We start from the raw sequence: 17,631 nt of genomic DNA on the forward strand, positions 1-17,631 counted from the left end.
TGGCGTGCTCAGTCTTCGGCAGAGTGGTACTTTCCTTTTGGACGTGTCCATTTTCCGCGCGCAGCGCGGAAAATGGACACACGATGATCACTGCCACAGGCAACGTGCGCGGCTTTGGGAAGCCGAACAGCAGCTGCGTAAGCCCTAGGCTTATTCGGCTTTGGTGAGGCCGAGGGTGAGCGGGCGGCCGTCGAGCTCGATCGCGCTGACCGCCGCCCCCGACGCAGGCGCCGCCAGCGCCAGCCGCGCCGCCAGCGTCTCCGCGCGCAGATACCCCTCCCACGCCGCGACCACCCCCGCCACCTCCGCATCCGCCCCCTCCAGCGTCACCGCCACCCGGTCGGCGATCGCCAGCCCCGCCGCCTTGCGCGCATCCTGGATCTGCCGCACCAGCTCCCGCGCCAGCCCCTCCGCTCGCAGCTCGGCCGTCACGCTTGTGTCCAGCGCCACCAGCACGCCCTCGTGCTCCGCCACCGCGTAGCCTGCTGGCGCCGTGCTGCTCACCAGCACATCCTCCGCCTGCAGCTGCAGCGCCTGCCCATCGACGACGAGCTCGAACGCCGTGCCGGCCTCGGCCGCCTGCGCCACCGTACGCGCCGCCTCGCCCGCCAGCCCCGCCAGCGCCTGCGTCAGCGCCGGCACCTGCCGGCCGTACTTCTTGCCCACCACGCGCAGGTTCGGCTTGACGCGATACTCGACCAGCGTGGCGGCGGCGTCGAGGTAGTGCACGACCTTGACGTTCAGCTCGTCGCGCAGCTCGCTCTCGAAGCGGCGGATGCCGTCGAGGGCGGTGGGCGGCACGCGCAGCCAGAGCACGCCGAGCGGCTGGCGCAGCTTGATGCCGGCCTGGCGGCGGGCAGCCCGGCCCAGGCGGATGGCCTCGAGCAGGGTGGCGGTGTCGGCGAGCAGGGCGTCGTCGCGGGCGGCAGGGTCGGGCTGGGGCCAGGCGGCGAGGTGCACGCTCTGCGGCACGCCGGGGCGCTGAGAGGCGACGAGGTTGTGCCAGAGCGCCTCGGCGAGGAAGGGGGTGAAGGGCGCGAGCAGGCGCGCGAGGGTGGTGAGGCAGGTGTAGAGGGTGATGTAGGCAGCCTGCTTGTCGGCGTCGCTCTCGGCCTTCCAGAAGCGGCGGCGGTTGCGGCGGACATACCAGTTGGAGAGGTCTTCGACAAAGGCCTCGATGGCTTTGGCGGGCGTGGATGTCGTAGGTGTCGAGGGCGGCGGTAACGGTTTGGACGAGGGCGCTGGGGTGGGCGAGGGCCCAGCGGTCGGTGGGGAGGAGCGTGTCGGCGGGCGGGGCGAGGTCGGGCGGCGCCCAGCCGTCGAGGTTGGCGTAGGTGGTGAAGAAGCTGCAGGTGTTCCACAGCGTCAGCAGAAGCCAGCGCAGCATCTCGCCCACTGCTCGGGGCCGAAGCAGCGTGGATTGTAGGCGGGGCGCTGGCGAACATATACAGCGCACGGCGTCGGCGCTAAACTCGTCGAGGGCAGCGCGAACGGGTCGACGACATTGCCGCGCGATTTCGACATCTTCGCCCTTGGTGTCGATGGATGTGGCCAAGGCGGATCGCATTTTGAACGCCGGGCGGTCGAACAGCAGCGTGGCGACGGCGTGCAGCGTGTAGAACCAGCCGCGCGTTTGGTCGATCGCTTCCGAGATGTAGTCGGCCTGGCCGGCGATCTCGAACAGCTGCTGGTTTTCGAACGGGTAGTGCCACTGCGCCACCGGCATCGCGCCCGAGTCGAACCAGGCGTCGGCCACGTCGGGATCCGCCGCATCAGGCCGCCGCGGCGCGGGCCAGGTGAGCTCGTCGACGTACGGGCGTGCAGGTCGAGGTCCTTCAGGCTGCGGCCGACCTTCTGCTCAAGCTCGGCCAGCGAGCCAATGCACTCCATGCTTGCCGTCGTCCGACACCCAGATCGGCAGCGGGGTGCCCCAGTAGCGCTCGCGGCTGATCGCCCAGTCGATGTTGTTGGCCAGCCAGTTGCCGAAGCGCCCATTCTTGATATGCTCGGGCACCATGAACCGCCTGGTTGTGGGCGATTAGCCGTTTTTCTGGCGGTGGTGCGGATGTACCAGGAGGGCTTGGCGTAGAGCAGCAGCGCGTAGGCGGCCTTGCAGCGCCAGCAGAACGGGTAGGCGTGGCGCACTCGCCCGCTGCGGAACAGCAGCCCGCGCTCGTGCAGGGTGCGCGTGATCACCGGGTCAGCCGTTTTGAAGAACAGCCCGCCAAAGCCCAGCGCGTCGTACTGCGCGTAGGTCGTGCCGCTCAGGTCGACCGAGAACAGCGTCGGCAGGCTGCAGGTGCGGCCGATCTCGAGGTCGCCGTAGGCCGGCGCGATGTGCACGATGCCGGTGCCGTCCTCGAGCGAGACAACGCGTCGGCGATGGCCAGGTAGGCGCGGGCGAGGTCGGGGGTATCGCCGGAGCCGGGCACGTTGTCGAACAGGCGCTGGTAGCGCACGCCCCAGAGCGCGTCGCCGCGGAAGGTCGCGAGCACGCGGTAGGTGCCTTCGCCGAGCACGCGATCGGCGAGGGCAGCAGCCAGCACCAGCCGCTCGGGGCGGCGGCGCCGTGATAGTCCACGAGCAGATAGTCGGCGTCGGGCTTGAGCGCGAGGGCGACGTTGGCGGGCAAGGTCCAGGGCGTGGTCGTCCAGGCGAGAAAGGCGGCGCCGGCGAGCTGGTCGTCATGGGGGTGGCCGGAGGGGGTGTGGCGGAAGCGCACCCACACGCTCGGGTCGTCGACATCGTCCTCGAAGCCCAGGGCCACTTCGGCATCGGCCAGGGTGGTGCCGCAGCGCGGGCAGTGCATCGTCACCTTGTAGTCGCGGAACAGCAGGTCGTTGTCCCAGAACTGGCGCAAGATCCACCACAGCGACTCGATGTAGCTGTTGTCGTAGGTCGTGTAGGGGTGCTCGAGGTCGAGCCAAAAGGCGATCCGGTCGGTCAGCCGCTCGAACTCGTCGACATAGCGATTGACGCTTTCTTTGCACCTGGCGTTGAACTCTTTGATGCCGTATTTCTCGATGTCGGGCTTGCCGTTAAAGCCCAGCTCTTTCTCGACCTCGACCTCGACGGGCAGGCCGTGGGTGTCCCAGCCGCCGCGCGCGCCGATCACATAGCGGCCGCGCATGCGCTGGTAGCGCACGATCAGGTCTTTGGTGACGCGCGCCTCGACATGGTGCACGCCAGGGCGGCCATTCGCCGTCGGCGGCCCCTCGAAGAAAATGAACGGGTTCGCCCGGTCGCCAGCGGCTAGCGCCTGCTTCACAATATTGTGCTCGGCCCACCACTGCGCTACCGTCTGCTCGAGCGCCGGAAACGCGAGCTTCGAATCGACATCTTGAAACGGCATAGTGTGAACCCTCCCGGAAAACAAAAATCCCCGCCCCTGCAATCAGGGACGAGGTTACAAAACCCCGCGGTACCACCCCGCTTGGCGCATGCGCGCCCGCTTGGCCAGGTGCTCGCTGCACCTGCGCCCGTGTAACGTCGGGCGAGTACGGAGCCAACTACTGCGCAAGCAACGGCGGTATTACTCGATAACGCCATGGCGTTAACGCCAAACTTGCGGTTCGTCGCTCAGCTCGGGAGGGATATTCGCCGGTTCGCCGGGCGCGCCTCACACCAAATGCGCGCTCGCTGGGCCAACGTTTGCCGGGTACTCTGCTCCTTCGGCGCCTGTATCCATATTGTACCACAGGCTGGCGTGCGTGCAAAGCGCTTGACGTGTTGCGAACATGTGTGCTATAGTGCAAAGAGAGCGCAGTGCTGGCCTTGAAAAGGAGTGTTGCAATGGCGAAAGATCTGAACAAAGTGCAGCTTACTGGCCGCCTGGGCGCCGACCCGGAAATGCGTCAAACGCCGCAGGGGCACGCTGTCGTCACTTTTCGCGTCGCATCCAACCGCTCCTGGCGCACCGCCGAGGGCGAGGCGCACGAGGATACCGAGTGGTTCAGAGTAGTCGCCTGGAACAAGCTAGCCGAGATCTGCGGCCAGTGGCTCAGCAAAGGCTCACGGCTGTATGTCGAGGGCCGCCTGCAGACGCGCCAGTGGGAAGATCAAGAAGGCCAGACGCGCTACCTCAGCGAGGTGATCGCCAGCGATATTATCATCCTGGACACTCGGCGCGAGCCAGCTAGCGCATCGGAAGTGGCAGCTGCCGCTCGCCCTTCGAGCATGCCGGCGGGCGAGAGCAGGGCGGTTGGCACTGGCGCGCGCGCCGCAAAAGTTGCCGCGCTGCCACGTGGCACCACCAGTTTTGAAGAAGAAGACCTGCCGTTTTGAAGTTGTAATCAAAAAGCTTCACTCCGCAGGCTATATGGTGTACAATAGAGTACCAGCGGTGCCGTGATGGCCCGCTGGTTTTGCGTTTGTATACGGGCCAATATGCGCGTGCCCCGCGCCGCCTGTGCAAGCAGTTGTCTCAAAGTGATAACAAAATCGCTCCGAATACGCGTAACTTTTTCGTCATAGGAGCAGTTTATATGAATAGAAAGAATTTATGCAGCCGACATTGTCAGACAGAAACCGCACAACAGCGTAGCCCTAGGCTAGCGCTGTGGTTGATGCTGATATAACAGCAAGGAGTGCCCGCAAATGCATATTTTAGTTGCCGATGACGATCTGCCCAGTGTGAAATTGACTTCCTTCTTGCTTGAAGAAGCCGGCTACCGAGTGTTCAAGGCTTACGATGGCCCGAGCATCCTGCAGGTCATCGAGCAGTACAACCCCGACCTGGTGCTGCTCGACGTTTCGATGCCAAAGTCGAATGGTTTTGATATCTGCCGCCAGATCCGCCGCACCTCCGACGTGCCGATCATCTTTCTATCGGCGCGCTCGCAGCTGCAAGATCGCGTTATGGGCCTGCAAATCGGCGGCGACGACTACTTGGTCAAGCCGTTCGAGCCCTCCGAGCTCCTCGCGCGCGTCGAGGCCGTACTGCGCCGGCGCAACAGCGACATGCTCAATCCTTCAGCCCGGCTGAGCCAGGGCGGCATCACGCTCGACCCTGTCGAGCACAAGGTGCTGTTTGAAGACGGCCGTACGATCGAGCTGACGCCGCTTGAGTTTCGCCTGCTCTACTACCTGATGAAGAACGCCGGCCGGGTATTGAACACCAGCCAGATTCTCAGCAAGGTGTGGGGCTACGACTACGAGGGCGAGAGCAACCTGGTGGCGGTGTATATTCGCCGCCTGCGCACCAAGATCGAGAAAGATGCCGAGCATCCGCACCATGTGCTGACGGTGCGCAACCTCGGGTACAAGTTCGAGATATAAGCTCTACATCGGTTCGGCCACGATATAAGGAGAGCGGCGGCAGCCATGGCAGCTGGCGAGAGTATAACGACCCATAACCGGTTCGGCATCCAAACCGCCCGGCGGGAGCTACTACGCGCTGTCGCTCCGCTCTTCGCACTCGTCTATACCTGGTGGCTCGCGTCGATGGCCCCCTCGCCGCTGCTTGGCCTCGCCCTGATTGTGTACGCGCTGGTTCAGCTTAGCCTGATTTTCATCCGGCGCCGGCCCCGCACCACTGTGTTTACCTCGTCGATGCCAACGACAGCCTGGATGGCGGTTGGCATCGACCTGCTGTTTAGCATCGCGCTGATCAGCTATGCCAGCCTGCTTGGCAGCCTGGTATACCCGCTGTATGTTCTGCTGATCGTGCGGGCGCTCTCGACATTCCGCCGATTGCCGCTTGCGCTGGTGCTGCCGTTTCTGTTCAGCCCGATATATATCTACGTCAAGCAGCTCGGCATGGCTACTCCGCTCTCGCCGCTCGACCCGCGCGCCGACTGGGGCTTGCTACTGGGTAGCCTGGCAATCGGCACTGCCGCGATCTGGGCTAACTCGCTGCAGCAGCGGCTCAACGGCGCGCTCCACCAGGAGCTGCGCACCGAGCGCATGGGCCGGGAAGCGCGCATTGGCGACCTCGAGCGCAGCGCCAATGATCTGCGCGCGCGCATGCGCCAGCTGCACGCCCTTGAAGAGGGCCTGCGCGTGATCACCAGCACGCTGAGCCTCGACGAAGTGCTGAATCAGATCGTCGATAGCACAGTCCAGATGCTCGGCGCGGCACGCGTGCATGGTGTCGTGCTTTCGCTTCAGCAAAGCGGCGATTTCGACCATCGCCTGTTTATGCTCGAAAGCCGCAAGGGCTACGACTGGGCCGCGTCGCTTACGCGCCGAGCGATGCGGCAAGAGGTGCCGATTATTATCACCGATGCGGCGCTGGATGCCGAGCTAGCCGAGACGATCCCGGAAGGGATGCGCTCGGTGCTGTGCGTGCCGCTGTTCGTTGGCGATGGCCCGGCCGAGGGTGCGCTGACGGTGGTGAGCGGCACTGTTTCGGCGTTTTCAAGCAGCGACGCACGCCACCTGACGGCGCTCTCGATGCAGGCTGGTATTGCGATCAATAATGCCGAGCTGCATAATCAGCTGAGCCAGCAGCAGCAGCTGTTGAAATCGGTGATCCGCGATATCAACGATGGCCTTGTGGTAGTCGACGTGCACTCGCAGGTTGTGATCACCAACCCGCGTGGCGAGGCGCTGCTCGACGGATCGGGCGATATGCAGCCGATCGGCGAGCGGCTGATCGCCCTGGCCGAGCAGATCCGCAGCGAGGGCAAGCCGACGCTGATGACGGAGATGCAATTCAAGCCCAGCGATGACGACGCTGGCCGCTTTTTCCAGGCGTACGCCTCGCTGGTGCGCTACGACGAGAGCGACGAGCCGCTGGTAGCGATCGTGCTGCACGATATTACCGCCCAGAAGCTCGAAGAGCGCTCGCGTAGCGAGTTTATTTCGATGGTGGCGCACGAGCTGCGCAACCCGCTCAACTCGCTCAACGGCTTTATCAAGGTAGTGCTGCGCGGCCAGGCCGGTGCGCTCACGGCGCTGCAGAATGAGTTTCTAACAATTGCCGACGGCCAGGTCGAGCTGCTGAAAAGCCGGATCTCCGAATTCCTTGAATACAATCGGGTTGAGGCTGGCCGCCTCACGCTCGATCCGCGCTGGAACGACCTTTCGCTGCTGGTGGCCGGCACCGCCACGCGCCTGAGCCTGCAGGCCGAGCAGAATGGCCTCGAGCTGGTGAATGCGATCGATATGAACCTGCCGGAGTGCATTTTCGACAGCGAGCGGATCGGCCAGGTGCTGAACAATCTGATCGAAAACGCGATCAAGGCCACTCCGCCCGGCGGCACGATCACGCTACGCTCGGAGCTTTACGCCAACGAGGTTTGGATCCGGGTGTACGATACAGGCGTCGGTATCCCGAAAGAGGAGCAGGAAAAGATCTTTCAGCGGTTCTACCGAGCGCATAACCGCGCCTCGAGCAAAGGCAACCACCTGGGTTTGGGCCTCACCATCTGCCAGCAGATTGTGGCTGGCCACAATGGCCGGCTGTGGGTCGAGAGCGAAGAAGGGCACGGCAGCTGCTTTTCGTTCTCGCTGCCGCTGACGCCGCGCGAAATGAAGTTAAATCAATAGCTGCCTGCGGCAGCATGGTACTTGTTCATCTTCTGTGTGCGGTGTTTCCGCGTTTGCTTGATCACGTATAGATTATGTTGCACTACGTGGCGAAGCCACGTAGTGCAACATAATAAGAAATTTGGGGGCGGCGGAGCCACCCCCAAACCCCCACCAAAGTGTAAGTGATCAAGCGAATGTTGGTATAAGTCCTATTCTTTTTGCGATGCTGGTAGGGCACACAGCCCAAAGCGTGGCGCGATACGAATCGCGCCGCGCCTTTTTTTGGCCGCGTGAATGTTTTGTTAACCTTTCATTTTATTTGTTCATTGATGAATCAGCGCAGTAAACTACAATCGTGTAAGAAGGAGCCAAGCCAGATCGGCGCCGGCAGTGAGAGCCGGCGGAAGAGAGGGAGCAGTGAAAATCGCGTTTGTTGCGCTTCCCGACCCCCAAAACCCCAATATTGTACCTCCTCTGCCGATTGGCTATCTTGGAGCACTGCTCGAGCAGCAGCGCCACATTGTGCGCATCTATGACCTAGCGCTGCACGACACTGCATCGATCGGCGATGGCCTGGCGCCAATGCGCGCGTTTCGGCCACATATTGTTGTTCTTGCCAGCACGAGCTCGGCGGCGCTAGCGGCCACCGAGGCAGCGCTCGATGGCTTGCATGCCGTGGTAATGCCGCTGGCGTTGCAAAACCGCCAGGCTGCGCCGGGCGAGGTGATGGCCCAGGCGCTCTGGAAGTACGAGCGGCCGCTTGCCCCCACCGATGAACAGAGTGTCATTTTCGAGGCGCTGCTTGGACTCGACGACGACCTTGACGCGCTGCCGTTCCCGGCGCGCCACTTGCTGCCGCTTGAGCAGTACCCATTGTTTACGCCGATGGGCGACCTGCAGACGACGATTTTAACCGGCCAGCAATGCGGCGCCGACAGCTTCGTGCCACGCAGCCCGCTGGTGATTGTCGCTGAGCTGCGCAGTGTTGCGCGCGAGCATGGCATCCGGCACTTTGTATTCAGCGGGCCGCCGTTGAATGCCGAAACGAGCTGGCTGCCCGATCTGCTGTATCACCTGGCGACCTCGGATCTGGGCATCAGCTGGGAGGGCAGCATTGCGTACACCCAGCTAAATCCCGACCTGCTGCGGATGTTTCGGCGCGCCGGCTGCGAGGTACTGAGCCTGCCGCTTGATGCGATTGAGGTGCTCGGCTCGAAGAGCGCGCGCGCTGACCTGATCGAGGTCATTGCGCAGGCTCACGAGCTTGGCATGGCGGTGCGCGCGCAGATCAGCCTGAATCCCTCGTATGCGGCTATGCCGATGCTGGTGGATATCGCTGCTACGTTTGGGCTCGACGACGTGCGCTTCAACGTGCCCGGCCAGGTGAGCGACGCACCGCGGGTCGCCGAGCCGGGGCTGGAAAACATCACCGAGATGGTGCAATCGCGCTACCGCACCAGCCTGAGCCGCCAGTTCTTTGTCGAGCGCTTTGGGCCGCGGATTGGGCCGGTGCTGTGGCGAGTGGGGCGCGCCGGATTGCTCGGGCGCACCTGGCAGCGGCGCGCCGATGGCAGCGACGATATGCCCTGGCCGCTGCCGCGCGGCGCTGGCGCGTAGAACCAGCAGGCCGCAAGCGACAAGCTCGAAGGCGGTGCCTTCGAGCTTTTGATTCTGCGCTGTGGCGCGATCGGGGTATAATAAAGGCCGTTTCCTGCTATGTTGTGGTACAGCTATGAGCGGCTTCTTCGCAGATGGCGACCTATCGCCCAACCGGATCGAGCTAGCCCGCCGGCAAGCCGCAGCAGGCGCCGGCTATATCGACCTAACCAGCAGCAACCCGACCGAGCAGGGGCTGCTGTTCCCCGCCGATGTGCTGCAGCAGGCTGCGGCCGAGTACCTGGCGGGCCGGCGCTATGTGCCCGACCCACGCGGTGCGCCAGCCGCGCGCGCCGCGATCGCGGCCTACTATGCCGCCCGCACGCCGCCGCTGCTGCTCGCCGACGACGACATCTTCATCACCGCAAGCACCAGCGAAGCCTATGGGCTGCTGTTCGCGCTGCTGACCGAGCCAGGCGATAATGTGCTGGCGCCGGTGGTGAGCTACCCGCTGTTCGAGTACCTGGCTGCGATCTACCACGTGGAGCTGCGGCCATACGCGCTCGACGAGGCACGCGGCTGGCGGATCGACCCGGCCAGCCTGCACGCCCAGGCCGACGAACGCACCCGCGCGGTGTTGATCGTTTCGCCGCATAACCCCACCGGGATGGTGGTGCAGCAGGCTGTGCCCGCGCTTGGCAGCCTGGGCCTGCCGATTGTGTGTGATGAAGTGTTTGCGGGCTTCCCATACCGGGCGGCAGCGGTGCCGCCGCTGGGCGCCCTGCACCCCGAGCTGCCGGTGTTTCACCTGAATGGCATCTCGAAGCTGTTCGCGCTGCCCGACCTGAAGCTGGGCTGGATTGTGCTGAGCGGCGCGGCGAGCGCGCAGTATGGCGACAGGCTTGAACTGCTGAACGACACCTTTCTGAGCGCCAACTCGCTCACTCAGGCGCTGCTGCCGCAGCTATTTGCACGCGGCATGAGCTTTGTCGGCTCGATGCGCGAGCACATCCATCGCAACCTCGACCTGGCGCTGGGCAAACTAGGCAGCTGCGCCGGCGTGCGCGTGCAGCCGCCCGACGGCGGCTACTACCTGTTCCCCGAGGTGCGCGGCTGGAGCGATGAAGAGGAGCTGGTGGTACACTTATTGGCGCATGGCGTGCTAGTGCATCCCGGCTATTTCTATGGGTATGAAGTTGGCACGCACATCATGATCTCGTGCCTGACCGAGCCGCGCAACTTTGCCGAGGGGCTCGACCGCTTGCTGGCGGCGTTGTAGGCCGGGGTTTGGATCGAGGAGTACTTCATGGCAATTTCGCTTCGCTCGCGCCAGCAGATCGCGCTGCTGCGCGAGGCTGGCCGCCTGGTCGCCGAGACATTCGAACACCTGCGGCCGCATGTGCAGCCTGGCATCACCACGCGCGAGCTTGACCGCATGGCTGAAAAATTTATTCGGGCGCGTGGCGCGATACCCGTGTACAAGGGCTATAACGGCTTTCCGGCTACGATCTGCGTGGCGATCAATAATGTGATCTGCCACGGCATCCCCGACAAGACCCAGCTCCACGAAGGCGATATTATTGGCGTCGACATTGGCGCGAAGCTCGATGGTTGGATTGGCGACTCGTGCGTGACGCTGCCGGTTGGCGCGGTTGCACCCGAGGTGCAGCGATTGCTTGACGTGACCGAGGAGTGCATGTGGCGCGGCATTCGCGTGGCGAGGGCCGGCAACCGCCTGGGCGATGTTGGCGCGGCGATACAGGAGTACGCCGAGGCTAATGGCTTCTCGGTAGTGCGCGAGTACACTGGCCATGGCGTGGGCCAAGTGCTGCACGACGAGCCGCGCAATATCCCGCACTATGGCAAGCCCGGCACCGGCCTGCGGCTGCAGCCCGGGCTTGTATTCACGGTTGAGCCGATGATCAACGTCGGCAAGCCGGATACCACGCTGGATCGGCGCGATGGCTGGACGGTGCGCACGGCCGACGGATCGCTTTCGGCGCAGTTCGAGCACTCGATTGCCGTGACCGACGGCGAGCCGATTATTCTGACAGCGCTGTAGGGGCGGCGCGCTAGCGCGCGGCTTGTACGGCCTGCTCGATCGCCAGGCCTGCCGCGAGCACGGTGCGCTCGGCACCTGGTGCGCCAACGATCTGCACTCCGACCGGCATGCCGTTGCCCGCTCGGCCGAGCGGCACGGCCAGGCCCGGCAGCCCGGCCAAGTTTACCCAGGTCTGGTAGCCCATAGCCAGGAACAGCGCGCGCCTGGACCAGCCATGGCGTGGTGTGCTGGTGGGGAAGATCGGGCTGATCGCCACGCCGCCCTCGCCGATAAGCGCGTGCACCTGGGCACGCAGCGCCGCGCGCCAGGCCGCGCCATCGACATGCAGCGCGCCGAGCAGGCGTGAGCTGGCTTCGGCGCCGCACCAGTAGAACAGCGAGCCTGGCGTGACGCGCGGGTGTTTGCACAGCGCGCGCCACAGCTCGCCCAGCAGCGCCCAGCGCGCGCCCCCGCCGAAGCCATTGGCAATGGCCAGGCGCTCCTCGCTGCGCAGGTACGCGTTCCACCCCAACACCGCGAAGCGCCGCGCCGCCGGGGCTGCATGCACCGGCGCCATGCCGGCGCGCTCGAGCGCGCCTATGGCGGCTTTCACCGCAGCGCGCACAGCGTAGCTAGCTGGCACCACACCGTCGCTCAGCCAGTAGGCCGCGGGCTGGGCGCGCAGCGCCGCAAGATCGAGCGGCCTGGGGGTATCGCCGCGCATGATCGCGAACGCCAGCGCCAGGTCTTCGACGCTGCGCGCCATTGGGCCGAGCGCCTGCAGATCGGCCAGGCGCCCGCGCGACGGCGGCCAGTGGCCGTCTTCGGGCAGGGCCGCGCTAGTAGGACGTAGCCCGGCGATCCCGGTGAAGTGCGCGGGCAGGCGAATGCTCCCGGCGATGTCGGAGCCGATGCCGAGCGGCGAGCCGCCCGCGGCGATCAGCGCGGCCTCGCCGCCGGTGGAGCCGCCGCTTGTGCGGCGAGCATCCCAGGGGTTGTTGGTGCGGCCAAACAGCAGGTTGATCGTCTCTTGATCGAAGCAGTTGTCGGGGGTGTTGGTTTTGCCCAGCAGAATAGCGCCGGCGGCGCGGAGCCGGGCGACCACCAAGGCGTCGGCGGCGGGCACGTGCGCCGAGCGCGCGGTGAGGCCGCATGTCGAGCGTACCCCGGCGACGTCGAGGCTATCTTTTGCGGTAAACGGCACGCCGTGGAGCGGGCCGAGCGGGCCGCCGCGCGCCACCGCCGCTGCTGCGGCCTGGGCCTCGCGGCGGGCCTGGGCGAACGTGGGCGTGACGAGCGCATTGATCGCCGCGTGGCTAGCCTCGGTGCGGCGAATATGGGCTTCGACCACATCGACGGGCGAGAGTGCGCCGGAGCGAATGCGGCGCGCCAGCTCGGCTGCAGAGAGCGTTGTGATTGTCATAGGCGCGGCCTAACTGCGGTTGTACTCAGGGCGAGAGGCGCTCGATCTGCCAGGTGCCATCGGCGGCGCGACGGTAGCGCAGCCGATCGTGCAGCCGGCTTGGGCGACCTTGCCAGAACTCGATCGTATCGGGCCCCACACGGTAGCCGCCCCAATGTGGCGGGCGCGGCACTGCGCCGGCGGCATACTGCGCGGCAAGCTCGGCGACGCGCTGCTCGAGTGGCGCGCGGCCGGCGATCGGCTGGCTCTGGGCCGAGGCCCAGGCGCCGATGCGGCTGCCAAGCGGGCGGCTCTCGAAGTAGGCATCGGCCTCGGCGGCGTCGACTGGCTCGACGCGGCCTTCGACGCGGATCTGGCGCTCGAGCTCGGGCCAGAAGAACACCAGCGCGGCGTAGGGATTTTCGGCCAGCTCGTGGCCCTTGCGGCTCAGGGTATTGGTGTAGAACACGAAGCCGCGCGCGTCGGCGCCCTTGATCAGCACCATACGCGCCGAGGGCCGGCCGTCGGCGGTGGCGGTGGCGAGCGTCATGGCGTTGGGCTCGGGCAGGCCGGCCGCCAGGGCCGCGCCGAACCACTGCTCGAACTGCGCGATCGGGTCGGCGGCGAGGTCGGCCTCGAGCAAGCCATGCTGGGTGTACTCTTTGCGAAGATCGGCGACGGACATAGCGCTATTCCTTGTTGTATGCGCTGGGCGCCAGCGGGCGCTGGATGGCGCCATGATACCTGGTGGCGCGGGCCGCTGGCGCTACTGAGCCGTTCCGCGATTGGTTGTGAGGGGCGTATGCGGCTAGCGGCTGGGCGGCAGGCGGCAGGCGAGCACCAGAATGGCAATACCGCTGGCGCCGACGATCAGCAGGGCCGCCCTGAGCGAGACCAGGTCGGCCACCAGGCCGGTGATCGGAGGGCAGATCACAAAGCCGGTGTAAGCCAGCGCCATGATCCCGCCGGCGACTGCGGCGCTGCGGCCGGGCGCCAGCCGGGCGCCTGCGGTGAGCACAGTTGGCACGATCCCGGCAACCGACAGGCCCATCAGCGCGAAGCCGGCGATCGCCAGTGCCAGGATGCCGGGCAGCAGCAGCACATTGGCCAGCACCAGCCCCAGGCCCGAGGCCAGCAGCGAGGCGCGCGCGCCCCAGCGCGCCACCACCCACGAGTTTGCGAGGCGCCCGGCGAACATCGCGCCGTTGAACAGCGCGAATGTTGCGCCACCCAGCAGCGCATCGGCGCCTAGGCCGTGTAGGTAGATCACCGACCACAGGTTTGAGACGCTCTCGCCGATGACGCCGAGCACGCAGACCACCGCCAGCGCCAGCATGACGGGCATGCCGAGCAGCAACCGCAGCGTATCGGCCGGCCCCAGCCCGGCGCCGTCGCCGGACTCAGCTGGCGGAAAGCGCACTGGCAGCGAGATCAGCAGCAGCAGCATACACAGCAGCGCCAGCAGGGTAAGCACCGCCGGGTAGCGCCAGCCCTGGCCGAGCAGCAGCCCGGCCGCGAACGCGCCAAGCACCGCGCCGGCGCTGAAGCCGGCGTGCATCAGGTTCATTACGCTGCGGCCGGTGGCATGCTCCCAATCGAGCGTCGCGCTATTGGCAGCGGTTTCGAGCAGCGCGTTGCCAGCGCCCGAGAGCAGCAGCGCGCCGAGCAGCAGCGCAAGGCCGCCAGCCTCGGCCAGCGCCAGCTGCGACACCGCCAGCAAGGCCAGCCCGACAATCGCCAGCGATTTCTTGCCAAGCCAGTGCGCCAGCTGCGCGCCGGCTACGAGCAGCACCACCGAAAGAATCGGCGAGGCCAGCTGCACCAGGCCGAACATACTTTTGCTTAGCTGTAGCGCGCCGATGATCTCGGCCCACAGCACGCCCTGGCCGCCGATAAGTACGCCGAATAGCGCTAGGTAGCCAAACAGCAGCGCAAAGACCGCGCGTGGCTGCCAGGCGATAGAAGCGATCGGTTGGTTCGTGATCATAGTTGCCCGAAAACCTAGTTGTTGGGTGGTAAAACACAAGTATTCCACCGCGACACGCGCGACATGCGCGTCGCAGACAAAGACATGCGGAAGCAGAGCAGATATAGAGACTTGCGTGTAAAAACTGTGTGCTTTCAGAATACCGCTTTCAGCTCGATATTGCAATCTAACGATAGGATATTTCTATTGAAACCCTTGAAACAATATATTTCTCAACTGGCCTCGCAGGGGCTATAATAGGGCCATACGCAGGTGCTCCGTAGCCGCAAGGGCCTAGCCAGGGAGCAGGCCAAGAAAGGTTTATTACCATGAGGGATGCCCTGAACGATCCGTTTGGAGCGCGCGCACCGCTCAATGTTGGCGGGAAGCAGTACACGATCTACCGCCTTGATCAGCTGGCCGCTCGCGCCGGCGCTGATCTAGCGGCGCTGCCGTTTTCGATCAAAGTAGTGCTGGAGGCGCTGCTTCGCAATATTGGCGACGGCTTCACCAGCGAAGATGATGTCACCGCGCTGGCTCGCTGGACGCCCGCCAGCGCCGGCAAGCGCGAAATTGCCTTTAAGCCGGCGCGCGTGCTGATGCAGGATTTCACCGGCGTGCCGGCGGTGGTGGATCTCGCGGCCATGCGCAACGCCATGCAGCAGCTTGGCGGCGACCCGGCGCGGATCAACCCGCTTTCGCAGGCCGACCTGGTGATCGACCACTCGGTGCAGGTCGACGCGTTTGGCAACGGCATGGCGCTATTGTTTAACGCCCAGCTCGAGTTCGAGCGCAACCGCGAGCGCTACGAATTCCTGCGCTGGGGCCAGCAGAGCTTCTCGAACTTCAACGTCGTGCCGCCGGCCACCGGCATCTGCCACCAGGTGAACCTGGAGTACCTGGCGCAGGTTGTGCTGGTGAAAGACGCCGACGGCGAGACGATCGCGCTGCCCGACACGCTGGTAGGCACCGACAGCCACACCACGATGATCAACGGGCTCGGGGTGCTGGGCTGGGGCGTCGGCGGCATCGAGGCCGAGGCGTGCTTGCTGGGCCAGCCGCTGGCGATGCTCACGCCCGAGGTGATCGGCGTGAAGCTGGTGGGCGCGCTGCGGCCGGGCGCCACCGCCACCGACCTGGTGCTGCGCGTGACCGAGATGCTGCGCAAGGAGGGCGTGGTCGACAAGTTCGTCGAGTTCTGCGGCGCCGGGCTGAGCGCGCTCAGCCTAGCCGATCGCGCGACGATCGCGAACATGGCGCCGGAGTATGGCGCGACCTGCGGCTTCTTCCCGGTGGATGAAGAGACGCTGCGCTACCTGCGCGGCACCGGCCGCGAGGCCGTGGCGCCGCTGGTAGAGGCCTACTGCAAGGCGCAGGGCATGTTCCGCAGCGACGACAGCCCGATCCCAGCCTTCAACAAGCTGCTGGAGCTGGATCTTAGCACGATCGAGCCGAGCATGGCCGGCCCGCGCCGGCCGCAGGATCGCGTGCCGCTGAACGACCTGAAGCGCTCGTTCTGGCAGGCGATGAAGACGACCTTTGGCCGCGAGGTGCAGCACAACGACACGGCCGGCAAGGGCTATATTCGCTGGCTGGGCGAGAGCGGCAACGAGGCCGAACCCGAGCAGGCGCCGGTGGTGAGCCGCTACGATATCTACAAGGGCAACGAGGCGGCAGTGACGACGGAGGGCGGCGAGAGCAAGCTGACCCACGGCGCCACGGTGATCGCCGCGATCACCTCGTGCACGAACACCTCGAACCCCTCGGTGATGATTGCCGCAGGCCTGCTCGCCAAGAAGGCCGTAGCCAAGGGCCTGACGCGCCAGCCGTACGTGAAGACCAGCCTGGCGCCGGGATCGCGCGTGGTAACCGAGTACCTGAAAAAGGCCGGGCTGCTGGGCGATCTCGACGCGCTGGGCTTCAACGTGGTGGGCTATGGCTGCACCACCTGCATTGGCAACTCGGGGCCGGTGGCCGACGAGATAGCGGCGGCGGTGAAGGACAACAACCTGGTGGTGAGCGCGGTGCTGAGCGGCAACCGCAACTTCGAGGGCCGGATCAACCCGGTGGTGCGCGCGAACTACCTGGCCTCGCCGCCGCTGGTGGTGGCCTTCGCGATCGCCGGCACGGTCGATATCGACATGCGCTACGAGCCGCTGGGCACCGGCAGCGACGGCCAGCCGGTGTACTTGGCCGATATCTGGCCGAGCCAGGCCGAGGTGCAGGAGGCCATGGCCAACTCGGTGACGGCCGACCTGTTCCGCCAGCAGTATGCCAATGTATTTACCGGCAACGAGGACTGGAACCAGATCCCGGTGGCCGGCGGCGCGCTGTACGCCTGGAACGATAGTTCGACCTATATTCAGAACCCGCCTTACTTTGTGGGTATGACCCGCACGGTGCCGCCGCTGCGCTCGATCCATGGCGCGCGGGCGCTGGCCATCCTGGGCGACAGCGTGACCACCGACCATATCTCGCCGGCGGGCAGCATCGCCAAAGACAGCCCGGCGGGCAAGTACCTGATCGAGCATGGCGTGCAGCCGAAAGACTTCAACTCGTATGGCGCGCGGCGCGGCAACCACGAAGTGATGATGCGCGGCACATTCGCGAATATCCGGCTGCGCAACGCGATGGTGCCGGGGGTCGAGGGCGGCTACACCGCGTACCTACCCACCGGCGAGCAGATGAGCATCTACGACGCCGCGATGCGCTACCAGGCCGACGGCACGCCGCTGGTGGTGCTGGCTGGCAAAGAGTACGGCACCGGCTCGAGCCGCGACTGGGCGGCGAAGGGCACGTTCCTGCTTGGCGTGCGCGCGGTGATCGCCGAGAGCTTTGAGCGTATCCATCGCTCGAACCTGGTGGGCATGGGCGTGCTGCCGCTGACCTTTCTGAACGGCCAGAACGCCGCGTCGCTGGGGCTGACCGGGCGCGAGACGTTTACGATCGAGGGGATCGAGGAGCTGCAGCCGGGCCAGGAGCTGACGGTGCGGGCGGCGGCCGAGGACGGCAGCGAGAAGCGCTTTGCGGTGCGGGTGCGGATCAACTCGGAGGGCGAGCTGACGTACTACCGCAACGGTGGCATTCTGCACTACGTGCTACGCAACCTGGCCGCGCAGAGCGAGCCGGTGGCGGCATAGCACCAGCGAACGG

Annotated in this window: 12 protein-coding genes and 1 pseudogene; 7 read left to right on the plus strand and 6 right to left on the minus strand. The window is 65.5% G+C overall.

What is annotated here, in order from left to right:
• Window positions 1-150: 150 nt before the first annotated feature.
• The 3 genes and pseudogenes from U0177_RS06555 to U0177_RS06565 form a co-directional block, all read right to left on the minus strand.
• Window positions 151-1,179 carry a DUF5915 domain-containing protein gene (locus tag U0177_RS06555; RefSeq protein WP_409569951.1) on the minus strand — a complete coding sequence of 343 codons (1,029 nt, stop codon included), beginning with the start codon at window positions 1,177-1,179 and terminating at the stop codon, window positions 151-153.
• Window positions 1,180-1,510: 331 nt separating this feature from the next.
• Window positions 1,511-2,017: pseudogene (locus U0177_RS06560) on the minus strand (class I tRNA ligase family protein); the annotation flags it as partial.
• A 183-nt stretch (window positions 2,018-2,200) separates the two neighbouring features.
• On the minus strand, window positions 2,201-3,352 hold the full coding sequence (locus U0177_RS06565) for a class I tRNA ligase family protein (protein WP_409569803.1): 1,152 nt from the start codon (window positions 3,350-3,352) through the stop codon (window positions 2,201-2,203).
• A gap of 440 nt (window positions 3,353-3,792) precedes the next feature.
• Between U0177_RS06565 and U0177_RS06570 the strand changes: the two genes are divergently transcribed.
• From U0177_RS06570 to map, 6 genes are all read left to right on the plus strand, one after another.
• Window positions 3,793-4,284, plus strand: coding sequence for a single-stranded DNA-binding protein (locus U0177_RS06570; RefSeq protein WP_409569804.1), 492 nt, complete (start codon window positions 3,793-3,795; stop codon window positions 4,282-4,284).
• Window positions 4,285-4,596: 312 nt separating this feature from the next.
• A complete protein-coding gene (locus U0177_RS06575) occupies window positions 4,597-5,277 on the plus strand; it encodes a response regulator transcription factor (protein ID WP_409569805.1) in 681 nt (226 codons plus the stop codon).
• Between the two features lie 45 nt (window positions 5,278-5,322).
• Window positions 5,323-7,491 (plus strand): ATP-binding protein, encoded by a 2,169-nt coding sequence (locus U0177_RS06580; RefSeq protein ID WP_409569806.1) that lies wholly within the window; start codon window positions 5,323-5,325, stop codon window positions 7,489-7,491.
• A gap of 504 nt (window positions 7,492-7,995) precedes the next feature.
• Window positions 7,996-9,090 (plus strand): hypothetical protein, encoded by a 1,095-nt coding sequence (locus tag U0177_RS06585; RefSeq protein ID WP_409569807.1) that lies wholly within the window; start codon window positions 7,996-7,998, stop codon window positions 9,088-9,090.
• 115 nt (window positions 9,091-9,205) lie between these two features.
• On the plus strand, window positions 9,206-10,348 hold the full coding sequence (locus U0177_RS06590; RefSeq protein WP_409569808.1) for a pyridoxal phosphate-dependent aminotransferase: 1,143 nt from the start codon (window positions 9,206-9,208) through the stop codon (window positions 10,346-10,348).
• A gap of 27 nt (window positions 10,349-10,375) precedes the next feature.
• Window positions 10,376-11,131 (plus strand): type I methionyl aminopeptidase, encoded by a 756-nt coding sequence (gene map / locus U0177_RS06595; protein WP_409569809.1) that lies wholly within the window; start codon window positions 10,376-10,378, stop codon window positions 11,129-11,131.
• A 10-nt stretch (window positions 11,132-11,141) separates the two neighbouring features.
• Here map and U0177_RS06600 read toward each other — a convergent pair whose 3' ends face one another.
• The 3 genes from U0177_RS06600 to U0177_RS06610 form a co-directional block, all read right to left on the minus strand.
• Window positions 11,142-12,533 carry an amidase gene (locus U0177_RS06600; RefSeq protein WP_409569810.1) on the minus strand — a complete coding sequence of 464 codons (1,392 nt, stop codon included), beginning with the start codon at window positions 12,531-12,533 and terminating at the stop codon, window positions 11,142-11,144.
• A 25-nt stretch (window positions 12,534-12,558) separates the two neighbouring features.
• Complete coding sequence (pdxH, locus tag U0177_RS06605) at window positions 12,559-13,197, minus strand: pyridoxamine 5'-phosphate oxidase (protein WP_409569811.1); 639 nt, start codon at window positions 13,195-13,197, stop codon at window positions 12,559-12,561.
• A 123-nt stretch (window positions 13,198-13,320) separates the two neighbouring features.
• Window positions 13,321-14,499 carry an MFS transporter gene (locus tag U0177_RS06610; protein WP_409569812.1) on the minus strand — a complete coding sequence of 393 codons (1,179 nt, stop codon included), beginning with the start codon at window positions 14,497-14,499 and terminating at the stop codon, window positions 13,321-13,323.
• Between the two features lie 308 nt (window positions 14,500-14,807).
• Here U0177_RS06610 and acnA point away from each other — a divergent pair, with 308 nt between their 5' ends.
• Window positions 14,808-17,618 carry an aconitate hydratase AcnA gene (gene acnA / locus U0177_RS06615; protein WP_409569813.1) on the plus strand — a complete coding sequence of 937 codons (2,811 nt, stop codon included), beginning with the start codon at window positions 14,808-14,810 and terminating at the stop codon, window positions 17,616-17,618.
• The last annotated feature ends 13 nt before the right edge of the window (window positions 17,619-17,631 follow it).

Source organism: Kouleothrix sp., from assembly GCF_046328425.1.
Lineage (GTDB): Bacteria > Chloroflexota > Chloroflexia > Chloroflexales > Roseiflexaceae > Kouleothrix.